This is a genomic window from Micromonospora trifolii (assembly GCF_022229005.1).
In the GTDB taxonomy this organism is placed as follows: Bacteria; Actinomycetota; Actinomycetes; order Mycobacteriales; family Micromonosporaceae; genus Micromonospora; species Micromonospora trifolii.
The window spans coordinates 31,889-46,928 of record NZ_JAKKFD010000066.1 but is presented as its reverse complement, the minus strand read 5'-3'; the positions used below and the strand labels follow the sequence as shown (position 1 = coordinate 46,928).

The window sequence follows — 15,040 nt, the reverse complement described above, 5'->3', positions numbered from 1 at the left end:
ACGGCACGGACCCGGTGGCGCGGGTGCGGCTCAGGCGCGAGCGAGCTGCTGAAGAATCTCGGCGGCCCTCTGCAGGGTCTCCCGTTCGTCCTCGTCGAGTGCTGCCAGCCGGTGGGCCAACCACTCGTCGCGGGCCCGCTCGAACTGGTCGAGCACGGCCTGCCCTCCTTCGGTCGCCGCGAGGATGACCTGCCGCCCGTCGGTCGGATGGGGTGTCCGCTGCACGAGGCCGCGGTCCTCCAACTTCCCGACGATCTTGGTCATCGTCGGCGGCTGCACCCGCTCAACATCGGCCAGCTCCCGGGGTGTCATCGCGCCAGCCAGCCGCAGGCTGGTGAGCGCGGAGACCTGGGTGACCGTGAGGTCGCCGACCGGTCGGGCCTGTCGGACCCGCCGGTTGAGTCGGGTGATCGCATCACGCAGCTGGGGAGCCAGCTGCGCCGGTGGCACGCGTTCCGCCGTCACCGTCCGCTCCGTCACAGTAGTTAGCTTAACTAATGAGCATGGCTAACGACATCCGTTATGACCAGGCTCACGAGGGGATTCAGATGGTACGGGCGGGGAATCCTGATCGACTCCCCGCCCGACAGTTGCCTCAGAGCACCAGGGACTCGATCGGCCCACGCAGGAAGTACAGCACGAACAGCACGGCCACCCCGTACAGCAACGGGTGGATCTCCCGGGCCTTGCCCCGCGCCAACTTGACCACCACGAAGGTGATCAGGCCAGCGCCGATCCCGTTGGAGATCGAGTAGGTGAACGGCATCAGCACGATGGTGAGGAACGCCGGGATGGCGATCTCGTAGTCGGACCAGTCGATCGTCCGCACCGCTGTCATCATCAGGAACCCGACCACCACCAGGGCCGTCGACGCCGCCTCGAACGGCACGATCACGACCAGCGGCGCCAGGAACATCGCGAGCAGGAAGAGCACGCCGGTGACCAGGTTGGCCACGCCGGTCCGGGCACCCTCCGCGACACCGGCGGCGCTCTCGATGTACGACGTGTTGCTGGAGGTGCTGGCCGCACCGCCGGCCGCCGCCGCGATCGAGTCGACCAGCAGGATCTCCTTGGCCTTCGGCGGGGTGCCCTGCTCGTCGAGCAGGCCGCCCTCCTGGCCGACCGCGACCATCGTGCCCATGGTGTCGAAGAAGTCCGTGATCAACAGCGTGAAGATGAACATCAGCACGACCAGCCAACCGGCCCGGCCCCACGAGTCGAACACGTTGAACTTGCCGAGCAGCGACAGGTCCGGCAGGTCCACCACCGACTTCGGCAGCTCCGGAACGTTGAGCGACCAGCCCTTCGGGTTGGGCTGACCGTTGACGAACGACGGGCCGATGTTGCCGACCGCCTCGACGATCACCGCGAGCACCGTCGAGGCGAGGATGCCGATCAGGATCGCGCCCTTCACCCGACGGACCACCAGCACCAGCGTGATCAGCAGGCCCACCACGAAGACCAGCATCGGCCAGCTCACCAGCTTGCCGCCGATACCCAGGCCGACCGGCACTGTGGTGTTGGCATCATCCGGGATGCGTCGGACGAAGCCGGCGTCCACCAGGCCGATGATGGTCAGGAACAGACCGATGCCGACCCCGATCGCGCTCTTCATCTGGGTCGGCACCGAGCGGAACACAGCAGTCCGCAGACCGGTCAGCACCAGCACCGCGATGATCAGACCCTCGATCACCACCAGGCCCATCGCGTCGGCCCAGGTCATCTCGGGGGCGATCTCGTACGCCACCAGCGCGTTGACGCCCAGACCGGCGGCGAGCGCCAGCGGGAACCGGCCCACCACACCCATCAGAATGGTCATCAGGCCGGCGACCAGCGCAGTCGCGGCAGCCAGCGCGGGAATCGGGAGGCTCTTGCCGTCACCGTCGACGGCGCCGCCCAGGATCAGCGGGTTGAGCACCACGATGTACGCCATCGTGAAGAAGGTCGCCAGGCCACCGCGTACCTCGCGGCTCAACGTCGAGCCACGGGCGGAGATCTCGAAGAAACGGTCGAAACCGTTGCGCGGATGAGCGGAGGTGGGAGGTGTGCCGTTCTCGGGCGGCGCTACGGCCATCAGGTCCTCGCAGGTGATCTTCCAGTTGTCGCGCGCATCGTCCCAGATCGTCGGTGGGCAGGGGAAGTAGATCCCGTACGCTTGCCGAATGCCGAACGAGCAGCCACCGCGGCCCGCACCACTGGATCCGCCGATGGTGCCGTTCGCCCTCGCCGGGTTGATCGCGTGGGCGGTGGCCGGGCTGGTCCTGCTGATCTTCTTCCGGGGCTGGCTGACCGACCACGGTCACCAGAACTGGCTCTGGACCTGCCTCGCCGGTTTCCTGTGGGGTTTCCCGGGGCTCGCCGTGATGATGCGGCACGACGCCAACCGACGCCGCCGCCGCGCGAGGTGAGCTGGCCGCCGCGCCGGACCACTCCGGCGCGGACGATCAGGAGTGCCCGTACGGCTCCGCCGGCTCAGCCGCCTCCACCGAGCCCGAGGCCCGGCTGACCGACATGGCCTCCACCGCGCTGTCGTCGTACACAGTGGGCAGCTCGTCGACAGCGGTCTCGGCCGCCTCGATCAACGTCTCGGAGTGGGCGCCGCAACCGTGGTCGGCGCTCACCACCCGGCCATCGTCGGGGGCGTAGAAGTTGCCGCACGCCCCGAAGGCCTGCCGCATCGCACCGGCCAGCGGGAGGTAGAAGCCGCAGGTGCCGCAGCGGGCGGCGGACGGAGCGGCGGACGAGATGGCCGCGGCGGGGCCGTGGTCACCTTCGTACCAGCGCTGCGCCGTGTCGATGCGGCCCTCCCGGGAGAGCACGCGGGCACGCCCGAGGCCCAGCTCCCACGCCGTCTCCTCGACCGCCGGGTCGTCGGACAGCAGGTAACCAGGGACCAGTCGATCGTCGTCGGGCGACGTCGGGAGCAGGTCACCCGGGCCCAGGTCGCCCGGCTTGAGCCGCTCCTGCCAGGGCAGCCAGCCGGGCGCGAGCAGCGCGTCCGGGCCGGGCAGCAGGACCGTCTCGCAGATGGTCACCGTCTTGCTGCGCGGCACCCGGGTGACGGTGACCGCCCAACGCCAGCCGTTGTAGCCGGCGAGCCGACATTCGAAGTAGTGGGTGACCAGCCGATCACCCTCGGCAACGACCTGCAGGTGGTCGCCGACATCGTCGGCGTCGACCTCGGTGATGCCGGCGCGGGCCACCTCGACGGCGGCGGCGCAGACCTGGTCGAGACGGGCGGCACGGGTGGAGGCGGGCCTGGTCACCTCACCATTGTTCCCCATGCGCCTCGCAGGGGTGACAGTGACTCCCGGGGAACCTTTCCCAGCGGTGGTGCGGCGTACCCGGATCAGATGGGCGAGGATGGTGCACATGCCGTCGTACTCCCGCTCCGGGCGATCCGTCCTCGGGCGGACCGTCGGCACCGGCATTCGCGCCATCCGTCTGCTGCTGCGCGGTTCGGTGGGCAGCGGCCGATGGGTGACCCGCCGGGCCGGTCGCGCCCGCGCCCGGGGTGCCGGCGGCGAGGTCGGCATGGTTCGCCTGTTCGACCTGCACGCGTTGTCCTGTGCCGGTGACACTCTGATCGCCATCGGGCTGGCCGGCACGATCTTCTTCAACGTGCCGCTCGGCGAGGCCCGCAGCAAGGTCGCGCTCTACCTGCTGGTGACCATGGTGCCGTTCGCGATGCTCGCCCCGGTGGTGGGCCCGCTGCTGGATCACTTCCGGCACGGCCGGCGGTACGCCCTGGCCGCGACGATGCTCGGCCGCGCCTTCCTCGCCTGGTTGATCTCCGACTACATCCACGGCTTCGGGCTCTATCCGGCCGCGTTCGGGGTGCTCGCGCTCTCCCGGGCGTACGGCGTGGCCCGCTCCGCGGCGGTGCCCCGGTTGTTGCCGGAGGGCCTCGGCCTGTCCCAGGTGGGTGCCCGGGCCAGCGTCTACGGCACGGTCGCGGGTGCGCTGGTGGCGCCGATCGGGTTGGCCGCGTTCTGGTTCGGGCCGCAGTGGCCGCTCCGGGTCGCCTCGGTGATCTTCCTGGTCGGCATGGTGATCTCGCTGCGGCTGCCACCGAAGGCCGACTCGGAGCCACCGGAGCGGGTCCCCCGGCCACTGCGTGCGCTGGGCCGCCGCCGTGGTGATCGCCCCCTGGGTCGGGGTCGACCGTCCGGCCGGCTGGTGATCGCCACCCTGATCGGCGCCGCGACGCTACGCGCGCTCTACGGCTTCCTGCTGCTCTTCCTCGCCTTCGCCATCAAGAAGGGCGACCTGACCACTGTGGTGTTCGGCCGGGAACTGGGCGCCGAGTGGGCGTTGGGCGTGGTCGGCGGCGCGCTAGCGGTCGGCACCTTCCTGGCCACCGCCATCGGCACCCGACTGCGCATCCACCGGCCGACCGCCATCCAGTCCAGCAGCATGATCATCGTTGCCGGGGTGGCGGTGCTCGCCGTCATCCAGTTCTCGCTGCTGATGGTCGCCCTGCTCTGCCTGGTCGCCGCCCTGGCCAGCGGGATAGCGAAGCTGGCAGTGGACGCCTCGATCCAGGAGCGCATCCCGGAACGGCTGCGGGCCAGTTCCTTCGCCCACTCCGAGACGGCGCTGATGCTCGCCTTCGTCGCCGGCGGCGGGCTCGGGCTGGTGCCGTTCGATGGTCGGATGGGCATCGCCGTGGCCGCCGGAGTCGGCGTACTGGCCGCGATCCGGGGTGTGCTGGCCGCCGCCCGGCTTCGCGGCGAGAAGCTGGCCGGCCGACCGCTCGGTGACGACGAGTTGACCGAGGACGAGCCGGCGGACGAGCCCGGCGACCCCGCGCCCACCTCACCGGCACCGGCCCAGACCAGCTCACCGCAGTACGACGACCCGAGCCTCGCCCCGCCGGGCTACCACATCTACCGCCCGTCGTCGGCCGTTGGCGGCCCGGGTGGCGGAGCCGACGACGACACCCGCCGCGAGTCCCCCGGCTCACTCTCGTGACCGGTCTGCTGGTGGTGACGGCGGTTCCGGCCGAGGCGGACGCGGTCCGCGCCGGGCTGGTGGACCGCAGCGTGACAGTCACCCCGATCGGTGTGGGCCCGGCCGTCGCCGGTGCCGCCACCGCCCGGCTGCTGGCGCTGGCCGAGGCCGCCGGCCGCCCCTACCGTGCGGTGGTCAGCGCCGGTGTGGCCGGCGGCTTCACCGGGCGGGCCGAGGTCGGCGACACGGTGCTCGGCACCGCCAGCATCGCCGCCGACCTGGGCGCGGAGTCGCCCGACGGCTTCATCCCGGTCGACGAGCTGGGCATGCCGCCCGCGCTGCTCGGTGCCGGCAGCAGGGTGCCGGCGGACCCGGGCCTGCTGGCGGCACTGCGGGCCGCCCTCCCGGCGGCCACGGCCGGCCCGGTGCTCACTGTCAGCACCGTCACCGGCACCACGGCCAGCACCGACGAGCTGCGCCGGAGGCATCCGGAAGCTGTCGCCGAGGCCATGGAGGGGTACGGCGTTGCGGTCGCCGCGGCGCAGGCCGGGGTGCCCTTCGCCGAACTGCGCACCATCTCCAACCCGATCGGCCCCCGCGACCGGGACGCCTGGCGGCTGCGCGAAGCCCTGGCCGCCCTGACCGCGGCAGCCCCGGCGCTGCGCTGACCCGGCGCTGCGCTGACCCGGCGCTGCGCTGCATGGCTGACGCTCAGGAGAAGCAGCGTTTGCCGGGGTGGCCCAGGCGGAGCGCGATCGGGCGGCGGGCCTCGATCGCGAAGCCGCACGCCAGCAGCAGGTCGGCGCCGAACCCCTCGGCGATAGCTGCCGCGTCGTCGATGCCCGCCTCGCGCATCCCGGTCACCAGTGCGGTCACCAGCCGACGCCCGAGCCCCAACCGCCGGTACCGGGCATCGACAAGCACGCCGTCGAGCACCATCTCCCGCTCCGGCACGTCCGGATGCCACTCCCCGTACTCCAGGAACGGGCTCCGCTCATGGGCCCGCAGTTCGCCCAGAAGCGTTCCGTCGGGAAGTTCGGCGACGTACCGCCAGGAGGTCGCCGGCAGGTCGCCGCTGACCACCCGGCGCACCTGCGCAGTCCGCCGGACCTCGGCCGCCCACCGCCGATTGTCGCGATAGCGCCGGTTCAGCTCGTACGCGGCCGGTGGCAGCGGGAGTGGATACCGGTTGGGCGGCAACCTGTACCACTCCGCCCACCAGGCGCCGGGCCAGTCCCGAGGCTCATGGACCGGCCAGACGTCCAGGTGAGCCGGGTACCGGCGGCCCGCGTCGTCCCGCATGTCGTCGTGCGGGACCGGCGTGGGTTCGATGACGGCGGAGATGGATGGTGGGACGCCGACAGCCACCTTTCCGCCGGCGGCCTGGACGAGGCGTTCCACTGTCCGGAATTTTGGATCGACCGCCCGCCCCGACTCGATCCGGGCCAGCGTCGGCTGCGGCACCCCGGATTTCTCGGCCAACTGCCGCTGACTCAGATCGGCCCGCCGACGCAGCGCGCGGAGCGCCCGGCCGAGATCGGCTCCGCCGGCCTCGTCGGTGTGGTCACTCGCCTCGGTCACAGGCCGATGTTCCCGGCTGGTCAGCGAGCTATCAACACCCCCGCGCCAACCTGTGGATAACGCTGTGGACAACCTGTCCGACCGGTGGATGACCTACTTCCGCGGTTCCCTTTGGAGCTGAATCGTCTGCGACATCACCGCCCACTCGGGCTCCAGCTCCGGACCACCACGGTCACCGACTCTGGGCGATTCGTTTACGACATCAGCTCCAAAGGGGGACTGGGCCGGGTGCTCGACCCTGCTGGGCCGATCGCTCCGGCCCGGTCGCGGATCACAGTCGTGGGGTGGGCACGGACCCCGGGCGGGGGGCGGGGCTACCGTGAGGGTGTGGCGCTCTCCCTGGCGATCTCGCCCTGCCCCAACGACACGTTCGTCTTCCACGCGCTGGTGCACGGGCGGGTGCCCGGCGCGCCGCCGGTCGAGGTGACGTACGCCGACGTGGACGTCACCAACACGGCGGCCGAGCGGGGCGCGTTCGACCTGGTGAAGGTGAGCTTCGCGGCGCTGCCCTGGCTGCTCGACGACTACCACCTGCTGCCCTGCGGCGGTGCCCTCGGTCGCGGTTGCGGTCCGCTGGTGCTCACCCGGGGTGACCGTGACGGTGGGCCGGACCGCACCGACCTGACCGGTGCAACGGTGGCGGTGCCGGGCGACCGGACCACCGCGTACCTGCTGTTCCGGCTCTGGTCGGCGGGGCGACCGCCGGCCCGGATCGAGGTGGTTCCGTTCCACGAGATCATGCCGGGCGTGGCGGCTGGGCGCTACGACGCCGGGCTGGTCATCCACGAGGCCCGCTTCACCTACCACCGGCACGGCCTGAGCGCCCTTGTCGACCTCGGCGAATGGTGGGAGGCCGACACCGGCCTGCCCATCCCACTCGGCGCCATCCTGGCCCGCCGTGGGGCGGTCGACCCCGAGGCCGCGGCCGGTTGGGTCCGCGAGTCGGTCCGGCAGGCCTGGGCGGACCCGGCGGCCAGCCGGGAGTACGTGCTGGCGCACGCCCAGGAGATGGAGCTCGACGTTGTCGACCGGCACATCGGCCTCTACGTGAACGAGTTCACAGCGGACCTGGGCGAAGCCGGTTTCGCCGCGGTGGCGGCACTGCTCGACCGGGCCGCCACCGCCGGCCTGGTGCCTCAGACCTCCAGCTCGCGGGCCACCGCGTGGACCAGCTGAGCGATCTTCTGCGCGGACTTCTTGTCCGGGTACCGACCCCGGCGCAGGTCCGGCTGGACCTTCGCCTCCAGCACCTTGATCATGTCTTCGACCAGGCCGTGCAGCTCCTCGGCCGGCCGACGGCGCAGCTCCGACATCGACGGCGGCGCGTCCAGCAGCTTGACCCCCATGGCCTGCGCGCCCCGGCGGCTGTCCACCACGCTGAAGTCGACCCGCTGGCCACCCTTGAGGTCGGTGACGCCCGCCGGCAGCGCCCCCTTGGGCAGGAACACGTCGCCGCCCTCGTCACTCGTGACGAAGCCGTATCCCTTGGCCGTGTCGTACCACTTCACTCGACCCGTAGGCACCTGAAAACCCCTGCTTCACTTGAGCCGCTACTGCTCCAAGGCTAGCTGGATCATCCGGTCGAGCGCCGCTGGGAATTCGGTGAGCTCTTCCAGCACCACTTCCGCCCCGGCCGCACGCAGCTCATCCGAGGAGCACGGGCCGGTCGCCACACCGATGCCAGGCACTCCGGCCGCTGCCGCCGCCACCATGTCCGCGACATGGTCACCGACGTAGTGGGTCGCGCCGTGCTCCCGCAGAGCTGTCGCCTTCTGCTCGGCGAACAGGTCGCCGGCCAACTCGTCGACGGCGAGACCGAGGTGGTCCAGGTGCAACCGGGCCAGCCGGCCGATCTTGGACGTGACGACCAGCACCCGACCACCCCGCGCCCGGATGGCGTCGATGGCCTCCCGTGCCCCGGGCAGCAGGAGCGTCGGGGTGATCGCGTACGCCGGGTACAGCTCGCGATACACCCGCACTGCCGACTCGACCTGCTCCGGCGGGAACCAGTGCGCGATCTCGGTACGCAGCGGCGGCCCGAGCCGGGACACCGCCAGTTCGGCGTCGACCGGCACACCGGTTCTCGCGGTCAGAGCCCGGTACGCCGCGGCGATGCCGGGGCGGGAATCCACCAGGGTCATGTCGAGGTCGAATCCGACGGTCAGTGCGGGCATGTCGAGAAACGTACCGGCTATGCCCAGTCGGCCGGACGTCCGAGGGGCGCGGAAGCCCGGTGCCGGGCTAGCGTGGAAAGACGATGACCACCTCACTCGCCGACCACCTGCGGTCGCTGCCCGACGAGTCACTGGCCGCGCTCCTCCAGCTGCGGCCCGACCTCGTCGTGCCCGTGCCAGCCGACGTCTCCGCCCTGGCCATCCGGGCCCAGTCCCGGGTCTCCGTGGCCCGCGCGCTGGACGGTCTGGACCAGTTCACCCTCCAGATCCTCGACGCCGCCCGCCTCACCCGGAACCCGGACGACGCCACCACAGCCACCGACACAGTGCTCGCGATGGCGACCTCGGGGCCACAACCGCCGGCTCCGACGGCCGTCCGGGCCGCCGTGGGCCGACTGCGTGCGCTCTTCCTGCTGTACGGCCCGGAGCACGCGCTCCAGGTGGTGCCCGCCGTCGACGAAGTCGCCCCGTACCCCGCTGGGCTCGGTCGGCCGGCCGCGGAGCTGGACCCGCGCACGGCCGCGCTCTGCGCGGACCCGGCGAAGCTCCGACGGACGGTGCTCGCCGCCCCGCCCTCGGCCCGGGCGATCCTGGACCGGTTGGCGGCCGGCCCGCCGGTGGGCAGTGTGCCGCCGGGGGCGTTGCAGGCGCCGCCGCTCGGCGCGGCCGACCCGGTCCTCTCCGACCCGACAAACGGCGGCGCGCCGACCGGCTCCCCGGTGCGGTGGCTCGTCGACAACAGGCTGTTGGTCCCGGTGACGACCGGTTCGTCCACGGCCAGCGGAACTGTGGAGCTGCCCCGCGAGGTCGGCCTGCTGCTGCGCCGCGACAGTGGCCCGCTCGGAGCGCTGCGGACCAGCCCACCGCCGGTGTCCGCGGCGCCGCGCGAGCCGAAGGCTGTCGACTCGGCCGGGGCCGGGCAGAGCATGGAGGTCGTCCGGCACACCGAAGGGCTGCTGGAGCAACTCGCCGACGAGCCCGCGCCGGTGCTGCGTTCCGGTGGCATCGGGGTGCGGGACCTGCGCCGGTTGGCGCGTGCCGGCGGGCTGGACGAACCGACCACCGCGCTGCTGCTGGAGGTCGCGTACGCGGCGGGGCTCCTCGGTGAGCTGGAGATGCCCGGCACGACCACCGGCCGGTACGGGGCGGACCAGCAGGTGCTGCCGACCGGCGGGTACGAGGTGTGGCGGGCCGCCTCGCTGGCCCAACGGTGGGAGCAGCTCGCCCGAGCGTGGCTGACCATGACCCGGCAGGTGGGGCTGGTAGGCCGCCGTGACGACCGGGACCGGCCGATCACCGCGCTCTCCGCCGAGGCCGAGCGGGCCAGCGTGCCGGCCACCCGACGGGCGGTGCTCGGCGTACTCGCCGATCTGGAGCCGGCGACGGCGCCCACCCCGGATGAGGTGCAGGACCTGCTGGACTGGCGGGCCCCGCGTCGCAGCCGGGGCCGGGACGCCGCCCACCGGGAGGTGCTGGCCGAGGCCGCACAGCTGGGCGTGACGGGGCTGGGGGCGCTCACCTCGTACGGTCGGCTGCTGCTGGGGGACCTGACGTCGACCGACGAGCGGGGTGACGACCCGCTTGGCGTGCACGCGGACGTCGAGAGCGGCGACCCGTCCGGTGCCGCGCGGGCGCTGGACGCCCTGCTGCCCGCGCCGGTCGATCACTTCCTGGTGCAGGCCGACCTGACCGTTGTGGTGCCCGGCCCACCCGAGCCGGCGCTCGCCGTCGAGCTGGAGGCGATGACCGAGCTCGAGTCGGCTGGCGGGGCCAGCGTGCACCGGGTCACCACGGCGAGCGTGCGGCGTGCCCTGGATTCCGGCTACACGGCCGACGACCTGCACGATGTCTTCCGGCGCCGGTCGCGTACCCCGGTGCCGCAGGGGCTCACCTACCTGATCGACGACGTGGCCCGTAAGCACGGCGGGTTGCGGGTCGGCCTGGCCGGGGCGTACCTGCGCAGCGACGACGAGACGCTGATCAGCGAGGTGCTGGCCGACCGGCGGCTGGAGTCGTTGGCGCTGCGCCGGCTCGCGCCGACGGTGCTGTGCACGCAGTACCAGGTCGGTCGGCTGCTGGGCGCGCTGCGCGACGCGGGGTACGCCCCGGTGCAGGAGGACGGCACCGGCAGCACGATGCTGGCCCGGCCGCGAATCCGGCGGGCCCCGCCCCGGGTGTCGGTGACCACCCGGACGGTCGACCCGCTGGCCGCCCCGAAGCTGCCCATGCCCCGGCTGCTCGGCGTGGTGGAGCACATCCGACGAGGTGACGCGGCGGCGCGGGCCGCCCGGCGGGCGCCGGCGGTGGTGCGCGGCGGGGCGCCCGGGCTGGGCGGTGGCCCCGTGCCGGCGCACACCCACAGCGAGGCCCTGGCGGTGCTCCAACAGGCGGTGCGGGACAAGGCGCTGGTCTGGGTGGGTTACGTCGACGCGCACGGGGCGACGGCGTCACGCCTGCTCAAGCCGGTTTCGATCGGTGCCGGCTACCTGCGGGCGGAGGACGAACGGACCGAGATGCTGCACACGTTCGCGCTGCACCGGATCACCGCAGCGGTGGTGGCCGACTGACCGACGGCGCCACCGCGCGGGCGCTGTCGGTCAGCGGCGGCTGCGACGTACGGTGCCGACCACCGAGATGATCAGCAGCAGCGCGAAGCCGGCGCCGGCGGATTCCCCGACCGAGTCGACGAAGCCCTGCTGGAGCACCAGCCAGCCGAAGAGGAACCACCCGAGGAGGAGCGTCGCCGCGACTGAGTACGCGATCACCGTCGCTCGGGACACCTCGTCGGATGGTGCTTGCTCGTGCTCCGCGATCACGTCACGGTCGACCGTCATGCCCAGCCTCCCCGCCCGGTCCGGCCCTGGACTCCAAGGGTGACACTCGGAAGTCCGGTCGGACAGGGGGTTACCGCCGTGATTCGCTCCGTGTCGCTCAGGTGCCGGGGCGCCGGCCGATCAGCACCACCCGGGTGCCGACCTTGCCGAGTTCCCACATCCGGACGGCGTCGGCGTGCAGCAGGTTGACGCACCCGTGCGAGCCGATCGACTTCTCGTGCAGGTAGGTGGTGGTCTCGTGGAAGCCCATCCCCTGGGTGAAGTGCTGCCAGTACGGCAGCCACACCTCGTACGGGTCGGACCACTCCTTGGGATTGCGGTAGTTGACGGTGTACGTGCCGGCCGGGGTGCGGTAGCCGGACATGCCGGTGCGGGTCACCGTCGGCGCCATGATCACCTTGCCGCTGCGGAGAGCCCAGACGGTCTGCCGGGTCAGGTCGACGCAGAACGTGGTGCCGGTGCCGGCCTTGCAGCGGGTCGTGTCGGTGGTGGCGAGGCGCTGGGCCACGTCGAGGGTGGTTGGTCCGGCGCGACCCTCGACGGGGCGAATGCCGTACCTCTTCTGGAACTTCTTGATCGCCGCGCAGTCGGCGGCGGACTGCCGGCCGTCCACTGTCACAGCCCCGAACCCGCCCAACCGGGCCAGGTGGGTCTCCACGGCGCGCTGGTGCTGCCCCTGGGGGCAGCCGGCGACGGTCGGCGTACCGGTCCCGGGGGTCGTGGTGGGTGCCGGGCGGGTCGGCTTCGGCGTGGGTTTCCGGGAGGGTTTCGGGGTGGGCGCGGCCGGCGTGGGCCGGCCGTGCTGGTCGGGCCCGGGCGTGTCGCCCGCCCCCGTTGCCTGTTCCGCCGCACCGGCTGGGGCGGCTCCCCCGCCACCACTCCCACCGGACTGCGGATCGAACGCGCACGCTCCCGCGCCGACCAGCACGACCACCACGAGGGCGACCAGCCGGGAAGTGATCCGAACATGCTTCATGGGACCTCCCCAGACAGTCGTCCTCTTACTAGACGTTCGTGAGTGCCATCACGGTTGCGCCCGGTGAGCATCTTTCTTTCGCCGTCCCGCCCCGTGCAACACTGGATGGTCGGCCAGCAGCGGGTATGCGACCCGTTCCGGCCGGTCGGCCAACCGAGGAGAGGACGCTGGCGTGAGCGGTGGACCACTGATCGTGCAGTCGGACAAGACCCTGCTGCTGGAGATCGACCACCCCGACGCGCAAGCCTGCCGGATGGCGATCGCGCCGTTCGCGGAGCTGGAACGCTCGCCGGAGCACGTGCACACCTACCGGCTGACACCGCTGGGTCTGTGGAACGCCCGCGCGGCGGGCCACGACGCCGAGGGTGTCGTGGATTCGCTGCTCAAGTACTCCCGCTACCCGGTGCCGCACGCGCTGCTGGTGGACGTGGCCGACACGATGGACCGGTACGGCCGGCTTCAGCTCGCCAACGACCCGGCGTACGGGCTGGTGCTGCGCGCACTGGATCGGCTGGTGCTGATCGAGGTGGCCAAGAGCAAGAAGCTCGCCGGGATGCTCGGCGACAAGATCGACGACGACACCATCCGGGTGCACCCCTCCGAGCGCGGCCGGCTCAAGCAGGCGCTGCTCAAGCTGGGTTGGCCGGCGGAGGACCTGGCCGGTTACGTCGACGGTGAGGCGCACCCGATCGAGCTGGCCGACGCCGGCAAGGACGGGCGCAAGCCGTGGACGCTGCGCTCGTACCAGCGGGAGGCCGTCGAGGCGTTCTGGGCCGGCGGGTCGGGGGTGGTGGTGCTGCCCTGCGGCGCCGGCAAGACCCTGGTCGGCGCGGCGGCGATGGCCGAGGCGAAGGCGACCACCCTGATCCTGGTCACCAACACCGTCGCCGGCCGGCAGTGGAAGCGGGAACTGATCGCCCGCACCTCGCTGACCGAGGAGGAGATCGGCGAGTACTCGGGCGAGCGCAAGGAGATCCGCCCGGTCACCATCGCCACGTACCAGGTGCTCACCTCGCGGCGCGGCGGCGCGTTCACCCACCTGGACCTCTTCGGGGCCCGCGACTGGGGCCTGGTCGTCTACGACGAGGTGCACCTGCTGCCCGCGCCGATCTTCCGGTTCACCGCGGACCTCCAGGCCCGCCGCCGGCTGGGCCTCACTGCGACGCTGGTACGCGAGGACGGCCGCGAGGGTGACGTGTTCAGCCTGATCGGTCCGAAGCGGTACGACGCGCCGTGGAAGGACATCGAGTCGCAGGGCTGGATCGCCCCGGCCGAGTGCACCGAGGTCCGGGTGACCCTGACCGACGCGGAGCGGATGTCGTACGCGACGGCGGAGGCCGAGGAGCGCTACCGGATGGCGGCGACCGCCCGTACGAAGCTGCCGGTGGTCAAGGCGCTGGTCGACCGGCACCCGGACGACCAGGTGCTGGTGATCGGGGCGTACATCGACCAGTTGCACCAGCTCGGCGAGTACCTCGACGCCCCGATCATCCAGGGCTCGACCACGAACAAGGAGCGGGAGCGGCTGTTCGACGCGTTCCGGTCCGGCTCGCTGCGCACCTTGGTCATCTCGAAGGTCGGCAACTTCTCCATCGACCTGCCCGAGGCGGCGGTGGCGATCCAGGTGTCCGGGACGTTCGGCTCGCGCCAGGAGGAGGCGCAGCGCCTCGGTCGGGTGCTCCGGCCGAAGGCCGACGGCCGGCAGGCGCACTTCTACACTGTGGTTTCCCGGGACACGATCGACACGGAGTACGCGGCGCACCGGCAGCGCTTCCTCGCCGAGCAGGGCTACGCGTACACGATCGTCGACGCCGACGACGTCCTCGGCCCGAAGCTCCCGACCGTCGACTGACCCGCGCGGCTTTGATCGACTCGGTTTTCAGGAAGTCGCGGTGTCCGATGCCCTTTTATGCCCCGATTTCCTGAAACCCGAGTCGATCAGCGCGGGGAGAAGCGGTCCACCAGGACCGCGAGCCGGCGCTCATGGTCGACGCGGCGGAGCCGGCCGCTGCGCATCAGTGTGACCAGCCCGTGCAGGCCGGCCCAGAAGGTCTCGGTGACCGTCTCCAGGTCGTCGTCCGCAGCGACCGGGCGCACCGTCTCGGCCAACTCGGCGAAGCCCCGGGCCAGGTCGGTTGGCACGTCCTGAGTGGCGAACGGCAGGTCCACGGCGAGGGTGAACATCGCGTCGTAGATCGCGGGCCGCTGCTGGGCGAACGCGACGTACGCGGCTGCCACGTCGGCGACCGCCTGCCGGGGGCCGGCGGAGGAGGCCCGCGCCGAGACCAGTGCGGTTGCCAGTTCGGCGAAGCCCTCGACGGCCACCGCCGCCATGATGGCGTCCTTGCCCTTGAAGTGGCTGTAGAGGACGGGCTGGCTGTACTCGATCTCGGCGGCGAGCCGTCGGGTGGTAACCGCGTCCCAGCCTTCGGCCAACGCCAGGTCCCGTGCCGCGGTGATGATCGCCTGCTCCCGTTCAGCCCGCTCACGCTCCCGGCGTGCCTGTGTCGACATGACAGCAA

General features: G+C 71.9%; 15 protein-coding genes. 6 read left to right on the top strand and 9 right to left on the bottom strand.

Annotated features, from left to right (window positions below):
- Positions 1 to 30: 30 nt before the first annotated feature.
- Both NIE79_RS30945 and NIE79_RS30940 read right to left on the bottom strand, forming a co-directional pair.
- Positions 31 to 480, bottom strand: a complete 450-nt coding sequence (locus NIE79_RS30945; RefSeq protein ID WP_201748962.1) for a MarR family winged helix-turn-helix transcriptional regulator — start codon at positions 478 to 480, stop codon at positions 31 to 33.
- A gap of 115 nt (positions 481 to 595) precedes the next feature.
- Positions 596 to 2,074: an NCS2 family permease gene (locus NIE79_RS30940; protein WP_238681935.1), complete on the bottom strand. Its 1,479-nt coding sequence runs from the start codon at positions 2,072 to 2,074 to the stop codon at positions 596 to 598.
- 88 nt (positions 2,075 to 2,162) lie between these two features.
- On the opposite strand from NIE79_RS30940, the gene NIE79_RS30935 reads away from it, so the two are divergent.
- Complete coding sequence (locus tag NIE79_RS30935; protein WP_091395273.1) at positions 2,163 to 2,408, top strand: DUF2530 domain-containing protein; 246 nt, start codon at positions 2,163 to 2,165, stop codon at positions 2,406 to 2,408.
- 36 nt (positions 2,409 to 2,444) lie between these two features.
- On the opposite strand, the gene NIE79_RS30930 is transcribed toward NIE79_RS30935, so the two are convergent.
- The gene (locus tag NIE79_RS30930; protein ID WP_238681934.1) at positions 2,445 to 3,374 is read right to left on the bottom strand and encodes a DUF3027 domain-containing protein; all 930 of its coding nucleotides are present in this window, start codon (positions 3,372 to 3,374) and stop codon (positions 2,445 to 2,447) included.
- Between NIE79_RS30930 and NIE79_RS30925 the strand changes: the two genes are divergently transcribed.
- Together NIE79_RS30925 and NIE79_RS30920 are read left to right on the top strand one after the other, a co-directional pair.
- On the top strand, positions 3,373 to 4,974 hold the full coding sequence (locus NIE79_RS30925) for an MFS transporter (RefSeq protein ID WP_238681933.1): 1,602 nt from the start codon (positions 3,373 to 3,375) through the stop codon (positions 4,972 to 4,974). The two genes, NIE79_RS30930 and NIE79_RS30925, sit on opposite strands and share 2 nt — an antisense overlap.
- A complete protein-coding gene (locus tag NIE79_RS30920) occupies positions 4,971 to 5,621 on the top strand; it encodes a futalosine hydrolase (protein ID WP_238681932.1) in 651 nt (216 codons plus the stop codon). The genes NIE79_RS30925 and NIE79_RS30920 overlap by 4 nt, the downstream gene beginning before the upstream one ends.
- 43 nt (positions 5,622 to 5,664) lie before the next feature.
- Here NIE79_RS30920 and NIE79_RS30915 read toward each other — a convergent pair whose 3' ends face one another.
- The gene (locus NIE79_RS30915; protein ID WP_238681931.1) at positions 5,665 to 6,534 is read right to left on the bottom strand and encodes a helix-turn-helix domain-containing protein; all 870 of its coding nucleotides are present in this window, start codon (positions 6,532 to 6,534) and stop codon (positions 5,665 to 5,667) included.
- A gap of 327 nt (positions 6,535 to 6,861) precedes the next feature.
- Here NIE79_RS30915 and NIE79_RS30910 point away from each other — a divergent pair, with 327 nt between their 5' ends.
- Positions 6,862 to 7,710 carry a 1,4-dihydroxy-6-naphtoate synthase gene (locus NIE79_RS30910; protein ID WP_112677681.1) on the top strand — a complete coding sequence of 283 codons (849 nt, stop codon included), beginning with the start codon at positions 6,862 to 6,864 and terminating at the stop codon, positions 7,708 to 7,710.
- Here the strand turns inward: NIE79_RS30910 and NIE79_RS30905 are convergent.
- Positions 7,671 to 8,057, bottom strand: coding sequence for a cold-shock protein (locus tag NIE79_RS30905; protein ID WP_124816498.1), 387 nt, complete (start codon positions 8,055 to 8,057; stop codon positions 7,671 to 7,673). The two genes, NIE79_RS30910 and NIE79_RS30905, sit on opposite strands and share 40 nt — an antisense overlap.
- Before the next feature lie 27 nt (positions 8,058 to 8,084).
- A complete protein-coding gene (locus NIE79_RS30900; protein ID WP_238681930.1) occupies positions 8,085 to 8,708 on the bottom strand; it encodes an HAD family hydrolase in 624 nt (207 codons plus the stop codon).
- An 83-nt stretch (positions 8,709 to 8,791) separates the two neighbouring features.
- On the opposite strand from NIE79_RS30900, the gene NIE79_RS30895 reads away from it, so the two are divergent.
- Positions 8,792 to 11,275: a helicase-associated domain-containing protein gene (locus NIE79_RS30895; protein ID WP_238681929.1), complete on the top strand. Its 2,484-nt coding sequence runs from the start codon at positions 8,792 to 8,794 to the stop codon at positions 11,273 to 11,275.
- Positions 11,276 to 11,305: 30 nt separating this feature from the next.
- Here NIE79_RS30895 and NIE79_RS30890 read toward each other — a convergent pair whose 3' ends face one another.
- The gene (locus tag NIE79_RS30890) at positions 11,306 to 11,542 is read right to left on the bottom strand and encodes a hypothetical protein (RefSeq protein ID WP_238681928.1); all 237 of its coding nucleotides are present in this window, start codon (positions 11,540 to 11,542) and stop codon (positions 11,306 to 11,308) included.
- 97 nt (positions 11,543 to 11,639) lie between these two features.
- Positions 11,640 to 12,518 carry a L,D-transpeptidase family protein gene (locus tag NIE79_RS30885; RefSeq protein ID WP_238681927.1) on the bottom strand — a complete coding sequence of 293 codons (879 nt, stop codon included), beginning with the start codon at positions 12,516 to 12,518 and terminating at the stop codon, positions 11,640 to 11,642.
- Positions 12,519 to 12,690: 172 nt separating this feature from the next.
- On the opposite strand from NIE79_RS30885, the gene NIE79_RS30880 reads away from it, so the two are divergent.
- Positions 12,691 to 14,370 carry a DNA repair helicase XPB gene (locus NIE79_RS30880; protein ID WP_238681926.1) on the top strand — a complete coding sequence of 560 codons (1,680 nt, stop codon included), beginning with the start codon at positions 12,691 to 12,693 and terminating at the stop codon, positions 14,368 to 14,370.
- 86 nt (positions 14,371 to 14,456) lie between these two features.
- Here the strand turns inward: NIE79_RS30880 and NIE79_RS30875 are convergent, their stop codons facing one another.
- Entirely contained in the window at positions 14,457 to 15,032 is a 576-nt protein-coding gene (locus NIE79_RS30875) for a TetR/AcrR family transcriptional regulator (protein WP_238681925.1), read from the bottom strand.
- Positions 15,033 to 15,040 lie beyond the last annotated feature (8 nt).